This is a genomic window from Aureimonas jatrophae (assembly GCF_900104035.1).
GTDB classification, from domain to species: domain Bacteria; phylum Pseudomonadota; class Alphaproteobacteria; order Rhizobiales; family Rhizobiaceae; genus Aureimonas; species Aureimonas jatrophae.
In genome coordinates, this window is sequence record NZ_FNIT01000003.1 from 227,988 (window position 1) to 247,166 (window position 19,179).

The 19,179-nt window shown below is 62.5% G+C and carries 20 protein-coding genes; 12 read left to right on the forward strand and 8 right to left on the reverse strand.

Going from position 1 to position 19,179, the window contains the following annotated elements:
• Positions 1-22 precede the first annotated feature (22 nt).
• Together BLQ76_RS08770 and BLQ76_RS08775 are read right to left on the reverse strand one after the other, a co-directional pair.
• Positions 23-955, reverse strand: coding sequence for a DnaJ C-terminal domain-containing protein (locus tag BLQ76_RS08770; protein ID WP_090672018.1), 933 nt, complete (start codon positions 953-955; stop codon positions 23-25).
• Positions 956-1,080: 125 nt separating this feature from the next.
• Entirely contained in the window at positions 1,081-1,503 is a 423-nt protein-coding gene (locus tag BLQ76_RS08775) for an RT0821/Lpp0805 family surface protein (protein WP_183193115.1), read from the reverse strand.
• Between the two features lie 77 nt (positions 1,504-1,580).
• Between BLQ76_RS08775 and pdxH the strand changes: the two genes are divergently transcribed.
• The gene (gene pdxH / locus BLQ76_RS08780; RefSeq protein WP_090672024.1) at positions 1,581-2,195 is read left to right on the forward strand and encodes a pyridoxamine 5'-phosphate oxidase; all 615 of its coding nucleotides are present in this window, start codon (positions 1,581-1,583) and stop codon (positions 2,193-2,195) included.
• 26 nt (positions 2,196-2,221) lie between these two features.
• Here pdxH and tldD read toward each other — a convergent pair whose 3' ends face one another.
• Positions 2,222-3,637 carry a metalloprotease TldD gene (gene tldD, locus BLQ76_RS08785; RefSeq protein ID WP_090672027.1) on the reverse strand — a complete coding sequence of 472 codons (1,416 nt, stop codon included), beginning with the start codon at positions 3,635-3,637 and terminating at the stop codon, positions 2,222-2,224.
• Between the two features lie 71 nt (positions 3,638-3,708).
• Positions 3,709-4,200, reverse strand: a complete 492-nt coding sequence (locus tag BLQ76_RS08790; protein WP_090672030.1) for an invasion associated locus B family protein — start codon at positions 4,198-4,200, stop codon at positions 3,709-3,711.
• A 299-nt stretch (positions 4,201-4,499) separates the two neighbouring features.
• On the opposite strand from BLQ76_RS08790, the gene coxB reads away from it, so the two are divergent.
• The 10 genes from coxB (at position 4,500) to rnhA (ending at position 13,640) form a co-directional block, all read left to right on the forward strand.
• Positions 4,500-5,444, forward strand: a complete 945-nt coding sequence (coxB, locus tag BLQ76_RS08795; RefSeq protein ID WP_244519543.1) for a cytochrome c oxidase subunit II — start codon at positions 4,500-4,502, stop codon at positions 5,442-5,444.
• A gap of 22 nt (positions 5,445-5,466) precedes the next feature.
• Positions 5,467-7,071, forward strand: a complete 1,605-nt coding sequence (gene ctaD / locus BLQ76_RS08800) for a cytochrome c oxidase subunit I (RefSeq protein WP_090672033.1) — start codon at positions 5,467-5,469, stop codon at positions 7,069-7,071.
• Between the two features lie 102 nt (positions 7,072-7,173).
• A complete protein-coding gene (locus BLQ76_RS08805) occupies positions 7,174-8,133 on the forward strand; it encodes a heme o synthase (protein WP_170842548.1) in 960 nt (319 codons plus the stop codon).
• Between the two features lie 140 nt (positions 8,134-8,273).
• Entirely contained in the window at positions 8,274-8,870 is a 597-nt protein-coding gene (locus BLQ76_RS08815) for a cytochrome c oxidase assembly protein (RefSeq protein ID WP_090672676.1), read from the forward strand.
• A gap of 111 nt (positions 8,871-8,981) precedes the next feature.
• On the forward strand, positions 8,982-9,872 hold the full coding sequence (locus BLQ76_RS08820) for a cytochrome c oxidase subunit 3 (RefSeq protein ID WP_090672041.1): 891 nt from the start codon (positions 8,982-8,984) through the stop codon (positions 9,870-9,872).
• A gap of 161 nt (positions 9,873-10,033) precedes the next feature.
• On the forward strand, positions 10,034-10,342 hold the full coding sequence (locus BLQ76_RS08825) for a DUF983 domain-containing protein (RefSeq protein ID WP_342028250.1): 309 nt from the start codon (positions 10,034-10,036) through the stop codon (positions 10,340-10,342).
• Positions 10,339-11,121 carry an SURF1 family protein gene (locus tag BLQ76_RS08830; protein ID WP_244519545.1) on the forward strand — a complete coding sequence of 261 codons (783 nt, stop codon included), beginning with the start codon at positions 10,339-10,341 and terminating at the stop codon, positions 11,119-11,121. The genes BLQ76_RS08825 and BLQ76_RS08830 overlap by 4 nt, the downstream gene beginning before the upstream one ends.
• Before the next feature lie 22 nt (positions 11,122-11,143).
• On the forward strand, positions 11,144-12,205 hold the full coding sequence (gene ispH / locus BLQ76_RS08835; RefSeq protein WP_170842549.1) for a 4-hydroxy-3-methylbut-2-enyl diphosphate reductase: 1,062 nt from the start codon (positions 11,144-11,146) through the stop codon (positions 12,203-12,205).
• Positions 12,205-13,170 carry a homoserine kinase gene (locus tag BLQ76_RS08840; protein WP_090672050.1) on the forward strand — a complete coding sequence of 322 codons (966 nt, stop codon included), beginning with the start codon at positions 12,205-12,207 and terminating at the stop codon, positions 13,168-13,170. The genes ispH and BLQ76_RS08840 overlap by 1 nt, the downstream gene beginning before the upstream one ends.
• Positions 13,171-13,178: 8 nt before the next feature.
• Positions 13,179-13,640, forward strand: a complete 462-nt coding sequence (gene rnhA, locus BLQ76_RS08845; RefSeq protein WP_090672682.1) for a ribonuclease HI — start codon at positions 13,179-13,181, stop codon at positions 13,638-13,640.
• Positions 13,641-13,649: 9 nt separating this feature from the next.
• Here the strand turns inward: rnhA and BLQ76_RS08850 are convergent, their stop codons facing one another.
• Both BLQ76_RS08850 and BLQ76_RS08855 read right to left on the reverse strand, forming a co-directional pair.
• Positions 13,650-14,135, reverse strand: coding sequence for a peroxiredoxin (locus BLQ76_RS08850; protein ID WP_090672053.1), 486 nt, complete (start codon positions 14,133-14,135; stop codon positions 13,650-13,652).
• 17 nt (positions 14,136-14,152) lie between these two features.
• On the reverse strand, positions 14,153-14,869 hold the full coding sequence (locus tag BLQ76_RS08855) for a protein-disulfide reductase DsbD domain-containing protein (RefSeq protein WP_210184157.1): 717 nt from the start codon (positions 14,867-14,869) through the stop codon (positions 14,153-14,155).
• A 177-nt stretch (positions 14,870-15,046) separates the two neighbouring features.
• Between BLQ76_RS08855 and BLQ76_RS08860 the strand changes: the two genes are divergently transcribed.
• Positions 15,047-15,655 (forward strand): YqgE/AlgH family protein, encoded by a 609-nt coding sequence (locus BLQ76_RS08860; protein WP_090672059.1) that lies wholly within the window; start codon positions 15,047-15,049, stop codon positions 15,653-15,655.
• A gap of 8 nt (positions 15,656-15,663) precedes the next feature.
• Here the strand turns inward: BLQ76_RS08860 and BLQ76_RS08865 are convergent, their stop codons facing one another.
• Entirely contained in the window at positions 15,664-18,558 is a 2,895-nt protein-coding gene (locus BLQ76_RS08865) for an EAL domain-containing protein (RefSeq protein ID WP_280140059.1), read from the reverse strand.
• Between the two features lie 37 nt (positions 18,559-18,595).
• Complete coding sequence (locus BLQ76_RS08870; RefSeq protein WP_244519546.1) at positions 18,596-19,159, reverse strand: GNAT family N-acetyltransferase; 564 nt, start codon at positions 19,157-19,159, stop codon at positions 18,596-18,598.
• Positions 19,160-19,179: the final 20 nt, after the last annotated feature.

A 19,179-nucleotide genomic window follows, 5' to 3' on the forward strand; every position in this document is an offset into this window, starting at 1 on the left:
TCCGGCGGGCTCGCGGTCGTGGCTACTCGACCGTCGCCTGTCGCTTTTCCATGAGCGCGATGAGTTCGGCGTCAGGCTCGGCAGGCAGCGAGATTTGCAGCGTCACGAGAATGTCGCCGCGCGTATTGTCCTTGCGGGTTAATCCCTTGCCCTTAAGCCGAAGCGTTCGGCCCGAATTGGTCCACGGTTGAATGCGTGTCGTGACGCGCCCGTCGAGCGTCTCGATCATGATGCGGCCGCCCAAAACCGCGTCCGAGAGGTGGACCGATTGGCTGAGTTCCAAATCGTGTCCGGCGACCTTGAAGCGAGGATGTTCCGCGAAGGCGATCGTCACAAGGGCGTCGCCAGCCGGTCCGCCAGCGAACACGGCAGGTTGACCCTGGCCCCGCAGGCGAATGACCTGGCCGTCCTCGACGCCAGGCGGCAACCGGATCGCCAACCGCTTGCCATTCGGAAAGACGGCCTCGACCTTCTCGTCCGAAACGGCATCCTCCAGGCGGATTTTCAGCGTCGCGCGAATGTCCTCGCCCTTGGACGGCGTATTGCGTGCTGCGTTGAACCCGCTATCCGCCGCCCGGCGACCACCGAACGCCTGATCAAAGAAATCCGAGAACAAACCATCGCCGCCGCCAAAACGATTGCCCGACGAACGGAAGTCGAAGCTGCCGCTGCCGGTATTGCGACCCGCCGATGCGAACGGATTCTCTCCACCGGCAAAGCCTTGGAAGCGCGGCTTGCCCTCGGCATCGATCTCACCTCGATCGAACTGCGCGCGCTTCTCCTTGTCGCTCAAGATCTCGTAGGCCTGGTTGGCCTCGTTGAAGCGCGCGCTGGCACTTGCGTCATCGCCGTTCGCATCGGGGTGATACTTCTTGGCGAGCTTTCGAAAGGCCGATTTGATGTCCGCGTCGCTTGCAGATTTGGCGACGCCGAGAACGGTATAGGGGTCGCGCATGGACGAACGATCCTGGATGGCGTGAACTCACGGGACATGATGAGAAGGGCCGCCACGGCGAGCGGCGACCCCATCAGGCGTCCAATATGGCTTTGCGCGCACTGCTTTTGAAGAGGTTCGGCTCCTCAGCCGCCTTCCGAGAAGCGCGTCAGCGTCCATTCTCCCGCTCCACGGGTGCAAGCCTCGCCTGCGAAAACGGAGACCCCGTCGAAGCGTTGGCGTGACGTGCGGAAGGTCCGGCACGTCTGGTCGCCAGCCTTGGTCTCGCGAATGTCGGTGATCGCTCCCGTCGCTCCGGTGTCGGTGTTCGACCAGGCAAGCGGTTGCAGTTCGCCGCGCGTCATGTCGGCGGCCGACACGGCGTTGCGAACGGTGCGACTGTCAGACAGCGCATCGGCAACGGCGGGTGCGACGGTTGGAACGGAGTTCGTGACCACCGTGCGGTCGACCGCGCTTTCCTCCAAAGCCGCCCCGTTCATGACCGTGCAACCGGACGCGACCGGCAGGACGGCGAAGATTGTGAGAAGGAAACGGGCGCGTCCTGCCATATCGCTCATACTTCTTTACCGCCCGAAGGCTCCCACCTTAGGAGGCGGAACGGCTGCAAACGGAGACTTTCGCAATCATGGACAAGACCGCCTTAATGGACGATGAAGCGGTGAAGCACAGGGACCCGAATGAGCTGTTCCGAGACTGGATGGCCGATGCCGAGAAGAGCGAGGTCAACGATCCCGGCGCGATGTCGCTGGCGACGGTCGACGGCGACGGGCTTCCGGACGTCCGCATGGTCCTCCTCAAAGAATATGATGATCGAGGCTTTGTCTTCTACACCAATTTCGAAAGCCGCAAGGGACATGAACTCCTCGCTCATCGCAAGGCGGCTCTCTGCCTGCATTGGAAATCGCTTCGGCGGCAGGTCCGGGTTCGCGGTTCCGTCGAGGTCGTGAGCGACGCGGAGGCGGACCGCTACTTCGCCAGCCGGCCGAAGGGTAGCCGGATCGGCGCCAAGGCGTCGGACCAGTCGAGGCCGCTCGACTCGCGAGCGACCCTGGAAAGACGTGTCCACGATTTGGAGGCCCAGTACGGAGATGGCGACGTTCCGCGCCCGCCGAACTGGTCCGGTTTTCGGGTAATCCCCAGCGAGATCGAATTCTGGCGCGACGGCGAGTTCCGCCTTCACGACCGGTTCCGCTTCACGCGGAACGACGACGGTTGGCAGGCGGTACGCCTGTATCCCTGACGGTGCTCCAGCAGTGAGGGACGGAATCAGGCTTCCGTCCCTCCGACCGTCATCGCATTCATGCGCAGATGCGGCTGGCCGACGCCCACGGGAACCCACTGGCCGGCCTTGCCGCAGTTGCCGATCCCGGTATCGAGGGCCGCATCGTTCCCGACCATCGTCACGCGGTGCATCGCCTCGGGCCCATTGCCGATGAGCATGACGCCCTTGAGGGGTTCCGAGACGATACCGCCGCGGATGCGGTAGGCTTCGGTACAACCGAAGACGAACTTGCCGCTGGTGATGTCGACCTGTCCGCCGCCGAAGGACACCGCGTAGATGCCGTCCGAAACCGACGAGATGATCTCCTCGGGTGCGTGCGGACCGTTCAGCATCATCGTGTTCGTCATGCGCGGCATCGGAACATGCGCGTGCGACTGGCGACGCCCGTTGCCGGTCGGGGCCATGTTCATGAGCCGCGCGTTCTGCCGGTCATGCATATAATTGACGAGCTTGCCGTCCTCGATCAGCACCGTCCGGTTGGTCGGGGTGCCCTCGTCGTCGATCGTCAGCGACCCCCGGCGTTCGGTGATCGTTCCGTCGTCGACGACGGTCACGCCCTGCGCTGCGACCTGCTGTCCCATGAGGCCCGCAAAGGCAGAGGTCTTCTTTCGGTTGAAGTCGCCTTCCAGACCGTGGCCAACCGCCTCGTGCAGCATGACGCCCGGCCAGCCCGACCCGAGCACGATATCGAATGTTCCAGCCGGTGCCGCGACGGCCTCGAGGTTGATCTTGGCCTGCCGGAGCGCCTCGTCGGCGATACGGCGCCAGTTGTCCTCGACCATGAACTCGCCGAAGCCCGTGCGACCTCCGGCTCCCGAAGAACCGCTCTCCTGCCGGTCGCCCTGACCCGCGACCACCGAAACGTTGAGCCGTACGAGCGGGCGGACGTCCTGTGCCAACTGCCCATCGGCACGCAGGATCTCGACGACCTGCCATTGCGTCGCAAGGGAGACCGAAACCTGCCGGACGCTGGGATCTCGCCCCCGCAGGTAACCATCGATCGTCTCGAGCAATTGGACCTTGGCCTCGAAGCCGGGAGAAGGAATCGGGTTCTCGGCACCGTAGAGGCGCTGGTTCGTCCCGATCGGCGGCTCGGCAAGGGAGCCACTGTGTCCGCCCTTGACCGCTCCCGCCGCATCGGCCGCGCGCCGCAGTGCCGCTTCCGACATCTCGCCGGAATGAGCAAAGCCGACCGCTTCACCGGCGACGCAACGCAGACCAAACCCCTGATCGGTCGAGAAATCGCCAGCTTTGAGCCGACCATTGTCGAACACGAGCGATTCCTGTTCGCGGTACTCCAGATAGAGTTCGCCGTCGTCCGCACCGCGCAGCGTATCGGAAACGATCCCCTGTAGGGTCGCGGTCGAGACGTCGAACCGTTCGATGAGGGAATTAGTCATGGGATCGTCTCCAAGCCAGTCGGGCACTTCAGATAGGAGACGTCGCGCGCTCTGTCATCGCGCCGGCTGGATCAAGGCAGCGCCGCGAAGCCGTCGGCAAAACCGTTGAGATCGACGGGAATGCCGATACCTTCCTCGGGTGTCTGGAAAACGATGAATGTCGCCGATTTTCCGGACGACAGCGTTTGGCGGAGGTTATCCTCGAGGATAACCTCGGCATAGCACCCGTCTTCGAAACAACGCACGAACTGGGCTCGGCCGATATCCTTGTTGTCGACGTAGAGCCCCAGACCGTTGGGAAGCAGAATCCCGAGCGGAGCCAGAACGCGCAAGATCTGCGCCCGACCATCCGCCGTCTTCAACGCAAGAACGGAAAGACCAACCTCCGGGCGATCCTCCGCCACGACGTTTTGCAGCAGTGCACACTGCTCGCCAGCCGCGCCCGCCGGTTGGTCGCAGACGACAGCCCATGCCCCATGCTGGGACTTCACGGTTCCGGTCTGCGCCCCGGCGGCCATGACGCTGAGCAGGAGGAGGGCGGTGGCCGCCGAAAAACTCTTCATGGGTCTGTCCTGAGAGGCCTGAAAACGGTCGTGGGCATGCTTCCGAGTCCAGGGGTTAGCGCATTCACGGCCGTCCCGTCGAGCAAGGCGACGATGCTTGAAGCCTCACTTGCAACACCCTCATTATGTCGCAAGTGCGGGCACCGGCGTCGTGTTGCGATAGCGGCGGTTTCATGGTTGAAGCGTTCAAAGGTAGCTGCACATTGGCGGCATTCGAATCCGGGCGAATGGCCCACGCTTCGGATCCCGCGATGCGTCCGGCCCACCGGAACAAACCCTGTGCACGAGGGAGAGCATTCGTGAAACGAACCCTTCTGGCGGCGGCCGCGACCGTCGGCCTGCCGCTTGCTGCGTCGGCGCAAGAGGCCGTGCTGCATCCCGGTCAGCCGCACCCTTGGCAGATCAATCTGCAGGAAGCGCTGTCGCCGATCGAGGCTCAGATTCACTGGTTCTCGAACTACACGCTGTGGTTCATCGTCCCGATCACGATCCTCGTCGCGGCGCTTCTGGCCTGGGTCTGCTTCCGCTACAGCGAGACCCGCAACCCGACGCCTTCGCGAACCAGCCACAATACGATCATCGAGGTCGTCTGGACGCTGGCGCCGGTGCTGGTGCTTCTGTGCCTCGCGATTCCCTCGTTCCAGCTTCTGACGGCGCAGTACAACCCGCCCCGCGAGCCGGAGTTGACGGTCAAGGCGACCGGCTACCAGTGGTACTGGGGATACGAGTATCAGCCGGCACAGACCGTTGCGGCCGCGTCCAGTGCCGTAGCAGGCACGGCCGAGAACCCGGCCGATCCGGCGGCGCAGCCGGTCTCGTTCCTTTCCTATCCACTTGCCGACGACGCGCGTGATGCGTCCGGGAAGCAGGATCGCGCGGCCTATCCCCACCTTCTGGCCGTCGACAACGAGATGGTCGTCCCGGTGAATCGCGTGGTGCGTCTGCTGTCGACCGGCGGCGACGTCATCCATTCCTTCGCCATGCCCTCGCTGGGCGTGAAGGTCGACGCCGTTCCCGGTCGCATCAACGAGTACTGGTTCGAGGCTAACCGCGAGGGTATCTTCTACGGCCAGTGCTCGGAGCTGTGCGGGCAGAGCCACTACAACATGCCGATCGCCGTGCGCGTCGTCAGTCAGGCGCAGTTCGATGCCTGGCTCGCGACCGCCGCCACCAGCGTCGAGAACGCCAACGCCCAGCTGACCGCGGAGATCGCCTCCACGAAGTCGGTTGTCGCGTCGCGCTGACCCGCCCATACCGGAGTCCGAGATGGCACACGCCACAGTCCACGACGACGCTCATCACGATCACCGGCCGACCGGCTGGACGCGCTGGGTTTATTCCACCAACCACAAGGATATCGGGACGCTCTACCTGATGTTCGCCATCATGGCGGGCGTCGTCGGCGGCGCGCTCTCGGTCGCCATGCGCGCCGAGCTGCAGGAGCCCGGCCTTCAGATCTTCGGCAATCCGCAGGTCTACAACGTGTTCACGACCGGGCACGGCCTCATCATGATCTTCTTCATGGTGATGCCCGCGCTGATCGGCGGCTTCGCCAACTGGATGATCCCGATCATGATCGGGGCGCCGGACATGGCGTTTCCCCGCTTGAACAACATCTCCTTCTGGCTGCTCGTCCCGGCGTTCCTGCTGCTGATCCTCTCGATGTTCGTCGAGGGTGCGCCCGGCACGAACGGTGCGGGAACCGGCTGGACGATGTATCCGCCGCTCTCGACCGCTGGTCACCCTGGTCCGGCCGTCGACCTTGCGATCTTCGGCCTGCATATCGCAGGTGCGTCGTCGATCCTGGGTGCGATCAACTTCATCACGACGATCCTCAACATGCGCGCCCCCGGCATGACGCTGCACAAGATGCCGCTGTTCGCCTGGTCCGTGCTTGTCACGGCGTTCCTGCTGCTCCTTTCGCTTCCGGTTCTAGCCGGCGCGATCACGATGCTTCTGACGGATCGCAACTTCGGCACGACCTTCTTCGCGCCGGAAGGCGGTGGTGACCCGATTCTCTACCAGCACCTCTTCTGGTTCTTCGGCCACCCGGAGGTCTACATCCTGATTCTACCGGCGTTCGGCATCGTCAGTCACATCATCTCGACGTTTTCGCGCAAACCGGTCTTCGGCTACCTTGGCATGGCCTACGCGATGGTCGCTATCGGCGTCGTCGGCTTCGTGGTGTGGGCTCACCACATGTACACGACCGGTATCTCGCTCAACACGCAGCGCTACTTCGTGTTCGCGACGATGGTGATCGCGGTTCCGACCGGCATCAAGATCTTCTCGTGGATCGCAACGATGTGGGGCGGATCGATCCGCTTCCGCGTTCCGATGCTCTGGGCGATCGGTTTCATCTTCCTGTTCACGGTCGGTGGCGTCACGGGCGTCAAGCTTGCCAATGCCGGTATGGACCGCGTGCTACACGACACCTACTACGTCGTGGCGCACTTCCATTACGTCCTGTCTTTGGGCGCCGTCTTCGCGATCTTCGCGGGCTGGTACTACTGGTTCCCGAAGATGAGCGGCTACATGTACAACGAGCGTATCGGCCAGATTCACTTCTGGATGACGTTCATCGGTGTGAACATCATCTTCTTCCCGCAGCACTTCCTGGGTGCAGCCGGCATGCCGCGCCGCTACGTCGACTACCCGGAGGCGTTCGCCGGTTGGAACCTCGTTTCCTCGATCGGTTCCTACATCTCGGGCGTCGCGGTTCTGGTATTCCTGTACGGCGTGTACGAGGCCTTCGCGAAGAAGCGCATCGCCGGACCCAATCCCTGGGGCGCTGGTGCCACGACGCTGGAATGGCAGTTGTCGTCGCCGCCGCCGTTCCACCAGTGGGAAGAGCTTCCGCGCATCCGCTGAGCGGCGCGAGCCTGACCCGATGACGCGGACGGTCCCGGCTCCAACCGGGACCGTTGCTTTTGCCGAAGGTCATGACGACCGGGCGGCATCCGAAATGGCATGATGATCGACGAGGTACCCTTGAGCACCATCGACCTCACGACGACAGACGCTCGTCCGCTGATCAGCCTGGCCGGGCCCGGCGACTACTTCGCCCTGCTCAAGCCGCGCGTCATGTCGTTGGTCGTCCTGACGGCCGTCGTCGGCTTCCTGGCTGCTCCCGGGGAGATGAACCCGATCCTCGGCTCTGTTTCTCTGCTTGCGATCGCACTGGGCGCAGGTGGAGCAGGGGCCCTCAACATGTGGTACGACGCCGACATCGACCGGATCATGTCGCGGACGGCGAACCGGCCCGTCCCCGCGGGTCGCATCGCTCGAGAGAGTGCGCTGGCGTTCGGCGTCGCGCTTTCGGCACTGTCGGTCATGCTGCTCGGTTTGGCGTCCAATTGGTTCGCAGCCGGCTTTCTGGCCTTCACGATCCTGTTCTATGCCGTCTTCTATACGATGGGGTTGAAGCGTCGGACCGTGCAGAACATCGTCATCGGCGGTGCCGCAGGCGCGTTCCCACCGATGGTCGCGTGGTCTGCCGTCACCGGCGGTCTGGCGTGGGAAAGCTTCGCGCTGTTCCTGATCATCTTCCTTTGGACACCGCCGCACTTCTGGGCCTTGGCCCTTTTCAAGATGAAGGATTACGGCGCCGCGGGTATCCCGATGCTGCCGAACGTCTCGGGCGCCGCATCGACGCGCCGACATATCTTCGTCTACTCGGTGATTTTGGCGCCTGTCGGTGTTCTCCCGTTCTGGCTGGGCATCGCCGGTCCGATTTACGGCGCCATGGCAACGCTTCTCGGTGTGCAGTTCGTCGTCCATGCCTATCGCGTTCTGCGAATGGCGGACGAGGACATTGCCATGCGTCCAGCCAAGTCGTTGTTCGGCTTCTCGATCGTCTACCTCTTTGCTCTCTTCGGCCTGCTACTCCTGTCCACGATCGCCGCAGCGGAGTTCGGTATCCATGTCCTCTGAGCCGGGACCCAATGGCATCCGACTGACGGACGCCGAGCGTCGGGCACAGCGCCGCCGGTCGGTCGCGATTGCCGGCGTCCTCGTTGCACTCGTTGTGATCTTCTACGTTGTCACCTTGATAAAGATGGGTGGGTGATCCGATGACCCGACCGAGCCGTCGCACACCAGCGGAAGCCGCCCGTCGCGCGCGCATGATCGCGCTGTCTTGCCTCTGCTTCACCTTCGCGATGGTCGGCGCTTCCTTTGCGGCGGTCCCCCTCTACCGGATCTTCTGTCAGGTGACAGGGTATGGTGGCACGACCCAACGCGCCGAGATGGCGTCAGCTCGGGTGACGGATCAGGAGATCAACGTGCGGTTCGACGCCAACGCGTCACCCGGCGTTCCCTGGAGCTTTCAACCGAACGAACGTCAGGTTCGGGTCCGGCTCGGCGAAACGCGCCAGATCTCCTATCATGTGCGCAACACGTCCGACCGGACGGTCACGGCGATGGCGACCTTCAACGTCACACCTGACTTGACCGGTGCCTACTTCAACAAGATCCAGTGCTTCTGCTTCAACAATCAGACGCTGAAGCCGGGAGAGTCGGTCGACATGCCGGTGATCTTCTTCGTTGATCCGGCGATTGCCGACGACGTCGACACGCAGGACGCCCATACGATCACGCTGTCCTACACGTTCTTCCCGGCGGACCCGCCGGTTGTGAACGTTGCCGCGGCCAAGCCGAGCGGAAGCTGATCGCGGGAGCGAGCACGTTCCGAGGTGTTGGGGAACACCCGGGGGCGCAAGAGTTTTTGTATTGATGCCCGTCTGCTAAGAACGGGTCGACAGGAAGGAGCGGGGCAAGACATGGCTGACACGACCCATACTGCGCATACCAAGCACCACGACTATCATATCATCGATCCGAGCCCCTGGCCGTTCCTCGCTTCGCTCGGCGCCTTCATCATGATGATCGGCGCGGTCGCGCTGTTCCGGTGGAATTCGGGTTCACCGTTCATGCTGTTCGGCGGCAACATCGCGACGCCTTGGATCTTTTTCATCGGCTTGGCGCTCGTGCTCTACACGATGTTCGCCTGGTGGTCGGATACCATCAAGGAGAGCCACGAGGGCGCACATACGCCGGTCGTGTCGATGCATCTGCGCTACGGCATGATCATGTTCATCGCCTCCGAGGTGATGTTCTTCGTCGCGTGGTTTTGGGCGTTCTTCGACGCCAGCTTGTTTCCGGCCGAGGCGATCCAAGCGTCGCGCACGCAGGTGCTTGGCGGTATCTGGCCGCCGAAGGGGATCGAGGTTCTCGACCCGCTGCATCTGCCGCTTTTCAACACGATCACGCTGCTGCTCTCCGGTACCACGGCGACCTGGGCGCACCATGCCATGCTGGAGGACGATCGCAAGTCGCTGATCACCGGTCTCGCGTTGACCGTGTTCCTCGGAGCGATCTTCTCCTACGTCCAGTATTTCGAGTACGCCCACGCTCCCTTCGCGTTCTCCGGTTCGATCTACGGATCGACCTTCTTCATGGCGACCGGGTTCCATGGCTTCCACGTCATGGTCGGAATCATCTTCCTGGCCGTGTGTCTGCTGCGTGCCATCCGTGGGCACTTTACCCCGCATAAGCACTTTGGGTTCGAAGCTGCGGCTTGGTACTGGCACTTCGTCGACGTCGTGTGGCTGTTCCTCTTCTTCGCCATCTATGTCTGGGGTGGCTGGGGCGCTCCGATCCACGCGGGCTGATCCGCCAGGACGGTGATCATCAGCGAGAGGCGGCCGCGTCTTCCGGCCGCCTCTTTTTCGTTGCAAGGACGGCCATGAGCGATCGAGCACCATCCTATCCCGGCGTCGATCCCGCAAAGGCGGGGGCGGCGGGCCACTGTCCGCGATGCGGCAAGGGGCCGTTGTTTCAGGGATTTCTGAAGCTCAGGTCAGCCTGCGGACGTTGCAAGCTCGACTTCCGTCCCCTTGATCAAGCTGACGGCCCTGCGTTCTTCGTAATGACGGTCGTCGGCTTCGTCGTCGTCGGGCTCGCCCTCTATGTCGAGGTCGCCTACAGCCCGTCGATCGTCGTGCACCTGCTGCTCTGGATCCCGTTGACGATCATACTATCCTTGCCCCTGATGCGGATCGCCAAAGGCCTGATGGTTGGACTGCAGTACCGCAACAAGGCGGCGGAAGGCCGGTGGGCCGGTTCGGACGAGTCACCTTGACGACGGTTGGCCGCGCAAGGCGTGCGGAGCGACGGCCTGCCCTTCGACGTCGCGACGTCGTCATCGGGCTTGTCGGGTTGTTCGGGATTGCCGTTCTCTGCTCGCTCGGAGCTTGGCAGGTCGAGCGCCTGGCCTGGAAGAACGCTCTCGTTGCTCAGATCCATGAGCGGCAGAGATGGCCATCGGTTCCGGTCGAGGAGTTGGCATCCGGGAACATAGAGGGGTCGCAGCTCGATTACCGTTCCGTATCGGCGTCAGGCGTGTTCCACCACGAGGATGAGCGCGCGTTTCTCTCAACGTTCCGCGGCGCCGCTGGCTGGAACATTTATACACCGCTCGAACTCGCCGATGGGCGCTTCGTCTTCGTGAATCGCGGCTTCGTCCCGTACGATCGAAAGGATCCGGCAACACGTGCAGCAGGGCAGATCGTCGGCACTACAGACGTTGTCGGCGTAGCCAGACCCTTTGCGACGGAGAAGCCGGGGAGTTTCGTTCCGGACAATGATCCCCGTACCAACGTCTACTTCTGGCGCCACCTTCCCGATCTTCTGGTCGGGTTGGATCTTGGCGACAGCGCACGGTTCATTCCCTTCGTCATCGACGCAGGGCCCGGGGCGGCGCCCGGCGGTTATCCCGTGGGTGGAACGACGATCGTCGAGATCCCGAACAACCATCTGCAATATGCCATCACGTGGTTCGGTCTCGCCGCGGTGCTCGCGGGAATGCTTGTCGCCGCCGTATTCCGACGCCCTCGATCGTCAGACACGTCGACGGCTTGACAGGCACGACCGCGGTTCCTTGATGACCTCAGAAGACTGCTTACGGAGTATCCCGACCATGTCGACGACCGCGAAACCGGCGCTCACGATTCGCCTGTGCGAGCCGCGAGGATTTTGCGCGGGTGTCGATCGGGCTATCCAGATCGTAGTCCTCGCGCTCAAGCGTTTCGGTGCGCCGGTCTACGTGCGGCATGAGATCGTCCACAACAAGTATGTCGTGGAAGGATTACGCGGTATGGGCGCGGTCTTCGTGCGCGAACTCGACGCCATCCCGGATGATGGGCAGCCGGTCGTCTTCTCGGCGCATGGCGTACCGAAGTCCATCCCAGCCGAGGCCGCTCGGCGAGAGATGTTGTATCTCGATGCGACCTGCCCGCTGGTATCGAAGGTCCACAAGCAGGCCATGCGGCACATGCGCCTGGGGCGCCAGGTCCTGCTGATTGGCCACCGCGGTCACCCGGAGGTCGTCGGAACCATGGGACAATTGCCGGACGGTGCCGTGATCTTGATCGAAACCGAAGAGGACGTCGCAGCGTTCGAGCCGACCGATGCCGCAGCTCTTGGCTTCGTGACCCAGACCACACTGTCGGTAGATGACACGGCCGGCATACTCGCGGCGCTCCAGCATAAATTCCCGTTGCTGCACGCGCCGTCGTCCGAGTCGATCTGCTACGCGACGACCAACAGACAGGATGCCGTCAAGGCGGCGGCGCCCGGGACGTCCCTGTTCCTGATCGTAGGTGCGCCCAACTCGTCGAATTCGAAGCGGTTGGTCGAGGTCGCGGAACGAGCGGGTGCCTCCGTCGCCGTTCTCGTTCAGGGGCTCCAGGACATGCCTTGGGAGCATGTGATACCGGATACGACAATCGCGCTCTCGGCTGGCGCCTCTGCTCCCGAAATCCTGACCGACGCCATTCTAGAAGCGTTGCGAACGCGGTTCGAGCTTCGCATCGAACTCGTCCAGACGGCGATCGAGACCGAGAATTTCCCGGTCATGCGGTCGCTTCGCGATGTTCCATTGGCGAAGGAGGACATGGCCTTCGTCAATGGCCAAGGTGCTGCCGCACAGGCGTTGATCAACTGATGGCGGTCTATACCGACGTCGGCGAAGCGGAGCTTGCCGGTTTCCTCGGGCGATACGATTGCGGACCGCTTTTGAGCTACAAAGGGATCGCGGAGGGTGTCGAGAACTCCAACTTCCTGCTGAGAGCGGGGGGAGGTACGTTCATCCTGACGCTCTACGAGAAGCGCGTGGATCGGGACGATCTGCCGTTCTTTGTTGGATTGATGCGTCACCTGGCTTCCCGCGGTCTGAACTGCCCGCAACCGGTAGTCACGCGGGACGGTGAAACGCTCGGCGAACTGGCGGGACGTCCGGCCGCACTGTTCACCTTTTTGGAGGGGATGTGGTCGCGTCGACCTCATGCCGACCAATGCCGCGAAGTGGGAGTGGCGCTCGCGCAGCTGCATGACCTCGCATCCGACTTCGACCTCCGTCGTCCGAATGCGCTCGGCGTCGCGGGCTGGCGGCAGCTTCTCGACGGCTGTGGACCTCGTGCTGACGATGTCGAAGACGGGTTGCGCGACGAGTTGGACGCGGAACTTCGCTTCCTCGAAGAGAACTGGCCGAAGGGTCTCCCGGCAGGTGTAATTCATGCCGATCTCTTTCCCGACAACGTCTTCTTTCTGTCGGGCGAGCTGTCAGGGCTGATCGATTTCTATTTCGCCTGCAACGATATCCTTGCCTACGATCTGGCGATCTGCTTGTGCGCCTGGTGCTTCGAGCAGGATGGCGCCTACAACGTGACCAAGGGGCGCGCGCTCATAGAAGGCTATCGCAGCGCGCGTGTTCTGTCGGCAGCCGAGCTGGCAGCTCTGCCGCTTCTGGCACGCGGAGCTGCGCTGCGCTTCCTGCTGACCCGCTTGTACGACTGGATTCACGTGCCGGCCAATTCGTTCGTCACGAAGAAGGATCCAAAGGAATATCTCCGTAAATCCCGCTTTCATCGTAGCGTGCGAAGCATTGCCGATTACGGAGTGCACGAGTAGGCATGAGCATGAACGAAGCGACCCGCGTCGATATCTTCACGGACGGTGCTTGCTCCGGGAACCCTGGACCGGGTGGTTGGGGGGCGATCCTGCGTTCCGGCGACACCGAGCGAGAGTTGTCCGGTGGCGAGGCGCTGACGACCAACAATCGCATGGAACTGCTGGCTGCCATCGAAGCGCTGGCGGCTCTCAAACGTGCTTGCGCCGTTCATCTCCATTCCGACTCCCAGTACCTTCGGGATGGGATCACCAAATGGATCCACGGCTGGAAGAGAAACGGTTGGCGTACCGCCGACAAGAAACCGGTCAAGAACACTGAACTTTGGCAACGGCTCGACGCGGAACGCGCCAGGCACGACGTCACCTTTCATTGGGTGAAGGGCCATGCTGGGCATGCGGAGAACGAGCGCGCGGACGAACTGGCCCGCGCGGGAATGGCGCCATTCAAGAAGCGGCCAACAGCCGCGTGAGCCGGACGGTCACAAGCTATCGAGCATCGCCTCAGCGGATGAGGTCTCGGCCCGGCCCGGCGAATCCTCGACGTTGACGGAGCGTACGACACCGTCGTCAACCAACATCGAGTAGCGCTTCGAGCGTGTGCCCATGCCGCCACCGCTCATATCCATCTCAAGCCCGACGGCACGCGCGAACTCCGCGTTGCCATCCGCAAGAAACAGGATGCGTCCGGTGGACCCGGTCGCCTCTGCCCACGCTCGCATGACGTGAACGTCGTTGACTGCCGTGACGGCGATGGTCTCGATACCGCGTTCGCGTAGATCACGCTCATGTTCGAGGTAACCGGGCAAATGGTTCATCGTGCATGTGGGAGTGAAGGCGCCGGGCACGGCGAAAAGGACGACCTTCTTGCCTGAGAAGACTTCCGCGGACGTCAACGTTGTCGGGCCATCCGAACCCGGTGAGCGGAAGTTGACGTCAGGAATTCTATCGCCCGGCCTGATGGTCATGATGGGACTGTCCTTACTCATGGCCGCGCGCCGGCCGGCGACACCGGCGTGACCGGAATGCCCTCATAGGATCGGGCGGTCTCGCCCGACGTCAACACGACATCAATCGATGACGACACCGCGTTTTCCGCGTTGGAAACGGACGCTGGAAACCGCTGTGTGATCAAACCGTCGATTCTGGCAGCTGGTCCGTGCGGCGAGCCGATGCTGAACGTGCCGCTGCTGTCCAGGAATACATCGGGTGCATTGCCAACGTCGGCTGCATCGACCTGAACCGTCAGGCTCGAGCCATCGAAGGAGACGCGGACTGCCGCAGGGTCTCCTGGAACGGGTATGTCGCGCGCAGCGGCCAAAACCAAGGCTTTTGTCGAAAGGCTGGCGGATGCTTCCGCTTCCAGCCGCGCCGTGATCGGCACGCAGAGTTCGCGACAGAGGCCGAGAGTGAGGTCAACGATCGCTTGTAGCGGCGCGGAACCGACGTGGGACGTGGATAAGGGTAACAGCAGGGGTTCGGTGTAACCGACGCTCGCAACGCCTCCTTCGTCGAAACGAACTGGTGCCGGAAAGCGAACGGAGACGGGACCAAGCCCTCGGCTTTGGCGGAAATCGAACGACGGTGCGAGTCCGACAGGTCCCGGATCCGTCCAGTAGGTTTTCCACCCGGGTTCGAGATCGATGGATAGCACGCCCCGAACGAAGCCGTCCGGTTCCGGAGCCATGAGTGACAAGCGCAACGTCGCTCCCGGCAGGCGCACTTGCGACGCATCGTCTCCAGCCCGCGCCAGGGAATGCCGTCCCGCCGTCAGACACAGAAGGGTAACGGCGAGGAAGCAGATGGCGCCCAACCGAATGACCTGCCAACCGCTGCGAACGCCCGTGCAATTCTCGCAGGACGTCTCTATCTTCATGGCATGGACCTCGAAAAGATGCGCAGCCGACCCGACGAGACGTCGTCTCTGGAGGGTCATTTCCTGATCGCTATGCCGGGCATGGCCGACGAACGCTTCGCGCGCAGCGTCGTCTATGTCTGCGCCCATTCGTCCAACGGCGCGATGGGCTTCATCATCAACAAGTCGCAACCATTGAGCTTCGCGGCTCTTTTGACGCAACTCGAAATCGTCGCCGATCCGGAGGAGATCCGTCTGCCCGACAAGGGGCGAGAAGTGTCCGTTTGTGCCGGTGGTCCCGTTGAACGAGGTCGAGGGTTCGTTCTCCATTCCGACGACTACGATTCAGAGTCGACCGTTCCGGTCGACGATGGGATTTCGCTGACGCCGACCTTGGACATCTTGAGGGCCATCTCCAAGGGCATCGGGCCGCATACGGCGATCATGGTTCTCGGTTATGCCGGATGGGAAGCGGGCCAGCTGGAGTCCGAGATCGCGGCCAACGGCTGGCTGACCTGCCCGGCGGACCTCGACATCGTTTTCGACGCCGACCTCGACGAAAAGTACGTACGGGCGCTTGGCATCCTGGGCGTCGACCCGGCGTTTCTAACAAGCGAGGCCGGGCATGCCTGAAACACGCCTCAGCTGGCTCGTTTGACCTGTCGTTCCTGCAGCCGACGTCGCGCCTCTTCGGCACTCAACGGCGGCGCATACAGATAGCTTTGGGCATACTCGCAGTTAAGTAGCTTCAGTTTCGCGGCATCCGCATCTGTCTCAACGCCTTCCGCGACCACCGCCAAGCCGAGTTCGTGGGCCATGTTAACGATCGATTGAACGATGATCGGCCGTTGCGGTTGTGCCTCACCGCGCAGGAAGGTCTGATCGATCTTCAGCGTGTCGAACGGAAAGCGCATCAGGTAGGATAGCGACGAGTAACCGGTGCCGAAGTCGTCGAGGGATAGGCCGACCCCCATCTCCTTCAACCGGACCAGGAGCTTTGCAGACCGCTCGGGATTATCCATCACCAACGACTCGGTCAGCTCCAACTTCACGGTCTCGGGGGCGAGGTTGTAGAGTTTCAACGTCTGACGGACGTCGTTGACGAGATCTTGACGGATCAGCTGCCGACTCGAGATGTTGACCGATACGAAGAGCTTTGCCTGACCCGGCAACTTCTGCCAGTCCGCCAGGCGACGCGCGGCCTCGTCCAAGGCGAACTGACCGAGTTGGACGATCAGCCCGGTCGATTCGGCAATCGGGATGAATTCCGCCGGCGACACGGGTCCCCGCCGGACGTGGTTCCAGCGTAGAAGCGCTTCGAAGCCCGCGATCTGACCATCGGCGAGGCGCACGATCGGCTGGTAGGCGAGCGACAGTTCATTGCGGCCGAAGGCTCGACGCAAATCCGACTCGAGCTCGACCTTTCCCGAACTATGCGTCTTGAACGCCGGGCGGAAGGCCTCGATGCGGTCGCCTCCCAGGCGCTTCGCCTGATACATGGCGAGTTCGGCTTCGCGTAGAACCTCGTCAGCACCGGCACCCTCGCTCCAACCCGTCAGGCCGATCGAAGCGGTCAGGATGATATCGCGGTCCGAAAAGGCAATTGGTGCGCGCACAACGTCACGCAAGGTCTGTGCAAAGGCGCCGACGGCATCGACATCGGTTTCGGACATCAAGATCAGACCGAACTTGTCGCCGGATAGACGAGCCAGCGAGTCCTGTGGCCGAAGCGCGCGCTTGAGCCGGCGGCCCAGGGTCAGCAGAATCGTGTCGCCGGTCGCCATGCCGAAGTCATCGTTGACCTGCGAAAACCGATCGACATCAATCACGAAGAGCGTCGGCCTCACGTCCCGGCGGGTCGTCGCGAGAGCCGAAATGGAATCAAGTCGGTCGATGAAGAGTTCCCGGTTGGGCAGGCCGGTCAGCTGATCGTGCAGCGCGTCGTGCAGCAGACGTTCTTCGGCCTTCTTGCGCTCGGTGACGTCCTTCAACGTGCCGACGCATCGCACGACCTCGCCGGTCGAACCGAGAACCGGCCGGGCTTGCAGGCTGATCCAGTGATAGTGTCCGTCTTCGGCGCGGACCCGGAAATCCTGCGCGATGCGACCGCGACGATGTTCGAGAATCGTGTCGAGCGTGATCTTGAAGCGGTCGCGATCATCCGGGTGCAGGATGGGTAGCCAGTCACGGGCCGGTCCATTCATCGCGGTGATCGGGATACCGATATTGGTGTCCGCGTCGGAGCCCGCGAAGATGCGGTCGCGAGTGACGTCCCAGTCCCAGACAGCGTCGCCGGTGCCCGCGAGCGCCAACGATCGGCGCTCCATATCGGACAGCAGGCCCGTTCCAAAACCACCGCCGGCGAAGGCGTGCTGCATCACGGTGAAACCGATCAGGAGCACGAGGAGCACCAAACCGCCGCCTAATGCCGGTTGGATGATGTCGTTATCGATGCGCCCGGTCACGGTCAGCCATCCGGCGAACAACCAGACCCCGATCAGGATCCAGGTCGGAATGAGCATGATCGCGCGATCGTAGCGTTGCCACGACAGAAACAGGATGAGCAGCAAGCCGGTCCCGACCGTCGCACCCAGCGACATGCGGGCGATGCCGGACGCCATCGGCGGATCGAACGCAGCCAGGACACCGAGGCCGCCCAAACCTGCCAACCAGAGTGCGGTGAAGGCGGACAAAATGCCGTGCCAGCGGTTTAGATTGAGGTAGGCATAGAGGAAAACGACAAGCGTGAAGGCGAGAGCGATTTCGGTACCAGCCCGCCAGATACGCTCTTCACCGGGCACAAACGGGACGAGCTTCTGCCAAAAATCGAAATCAATGCAGATATACGCCAACACCGCCCAGGCGAGCGCGGCGGTCGCCGGGAACATCGGCGATCCCTTGACGACGAAGAGGATCGTCAGGAAGACCGCCAGGAGTCCCGCGATGCCCAGAACAATGCCGCGGTACAACGTGAACGCGTTCACCGTGTCCTTGTAGGCATTCGGCTCCCACAAACGGATTTCGGGGAGTTTCGATGACGCTAGTTCCGCAACGAAGGTGATGGTGGTTCCGGGATCGAGCGTGACAAAGAAGACATCGGCTTCGGGGCTTTGCTGCCGGTCCAACGCGAAGCCTTCCGATGGCGTGATCGACACGATGCGTTGCGATCCGAGATCGGGCCAAAGGATACCGGATTCCGCGAGGCGATAGTGGGGCGCCACAACCAAGCGATCGATCTGCTCATCGCTGTTGTTCGCTAACGCGAAGACCGCCCAGTCACCCGACGCCTGCGCAGAGTTGGACTCGACTTCGATGCGGCGCACGATCCCGTCTGCCCCCGGCACAGTCGACACCTGAAAGCTGGATCCCCGGTCCCGATAGATATCGACCGCCGGTAGGAGATCGATCGCGATATCGTCTCGTCCGATGCTGACCGGCGATAGCGCGTGGGATGGACCGGTGGCTGCGATCAGAACAAAGAGCGCGATCAGCCATGCGAAGTAGGATCGAAGCATCGCTTGGCGGGGAGGGGTCATGGAAAACTTTGGATCCTTGCCTTCGCGACTGAAGACGTCAAACAGCATGGCCACGCCGGATCGGACGATCGTCGGTCAAAAGCCCATACAAACGGTGATCCTCCCACACGCCGGCGATCTTGAGATACTGTCGCAGAAGGCCCTCCTGGCGGAAACCGGATTTCTCGAGCAGTCGGATGGATCGGGCGTTGCTGGGTAGGCAGGCCGCTTCCAGCCGATGAAGGCCCTCGACATCAAACGCGAAGGTCTTCACGAGGTCGAGCGCCCGATACATGATGCCCTGTCCGGCATGGATCTGCCCCATCCAGTATCCGATCGTGGCCGTCTGTGCGACGCCTCGTTGGATGCGTCCAAGGGTGATGCCACCGGCGAGTTGTTCGCCCAATGCATCGAAGATGAAGAAGCTGTAGCCGCACCGCTCGCGCGCTTCTCGTTGATAGCGGCGGAGCCGCATTCGGAATGCGTGACGCGTCAACTCGTCCGGGGTCCATGCCGGCTCCCAAGGTGTCAGGAAGGCTCGGCTCGCCTCACGCAGATCGCGCCATTGTGCGTAGTCGCCACTCGCCGGCAGACGCAACAGAACATCGTTGCCATGAAGCATCGGACGCTCCGCGACGTGCA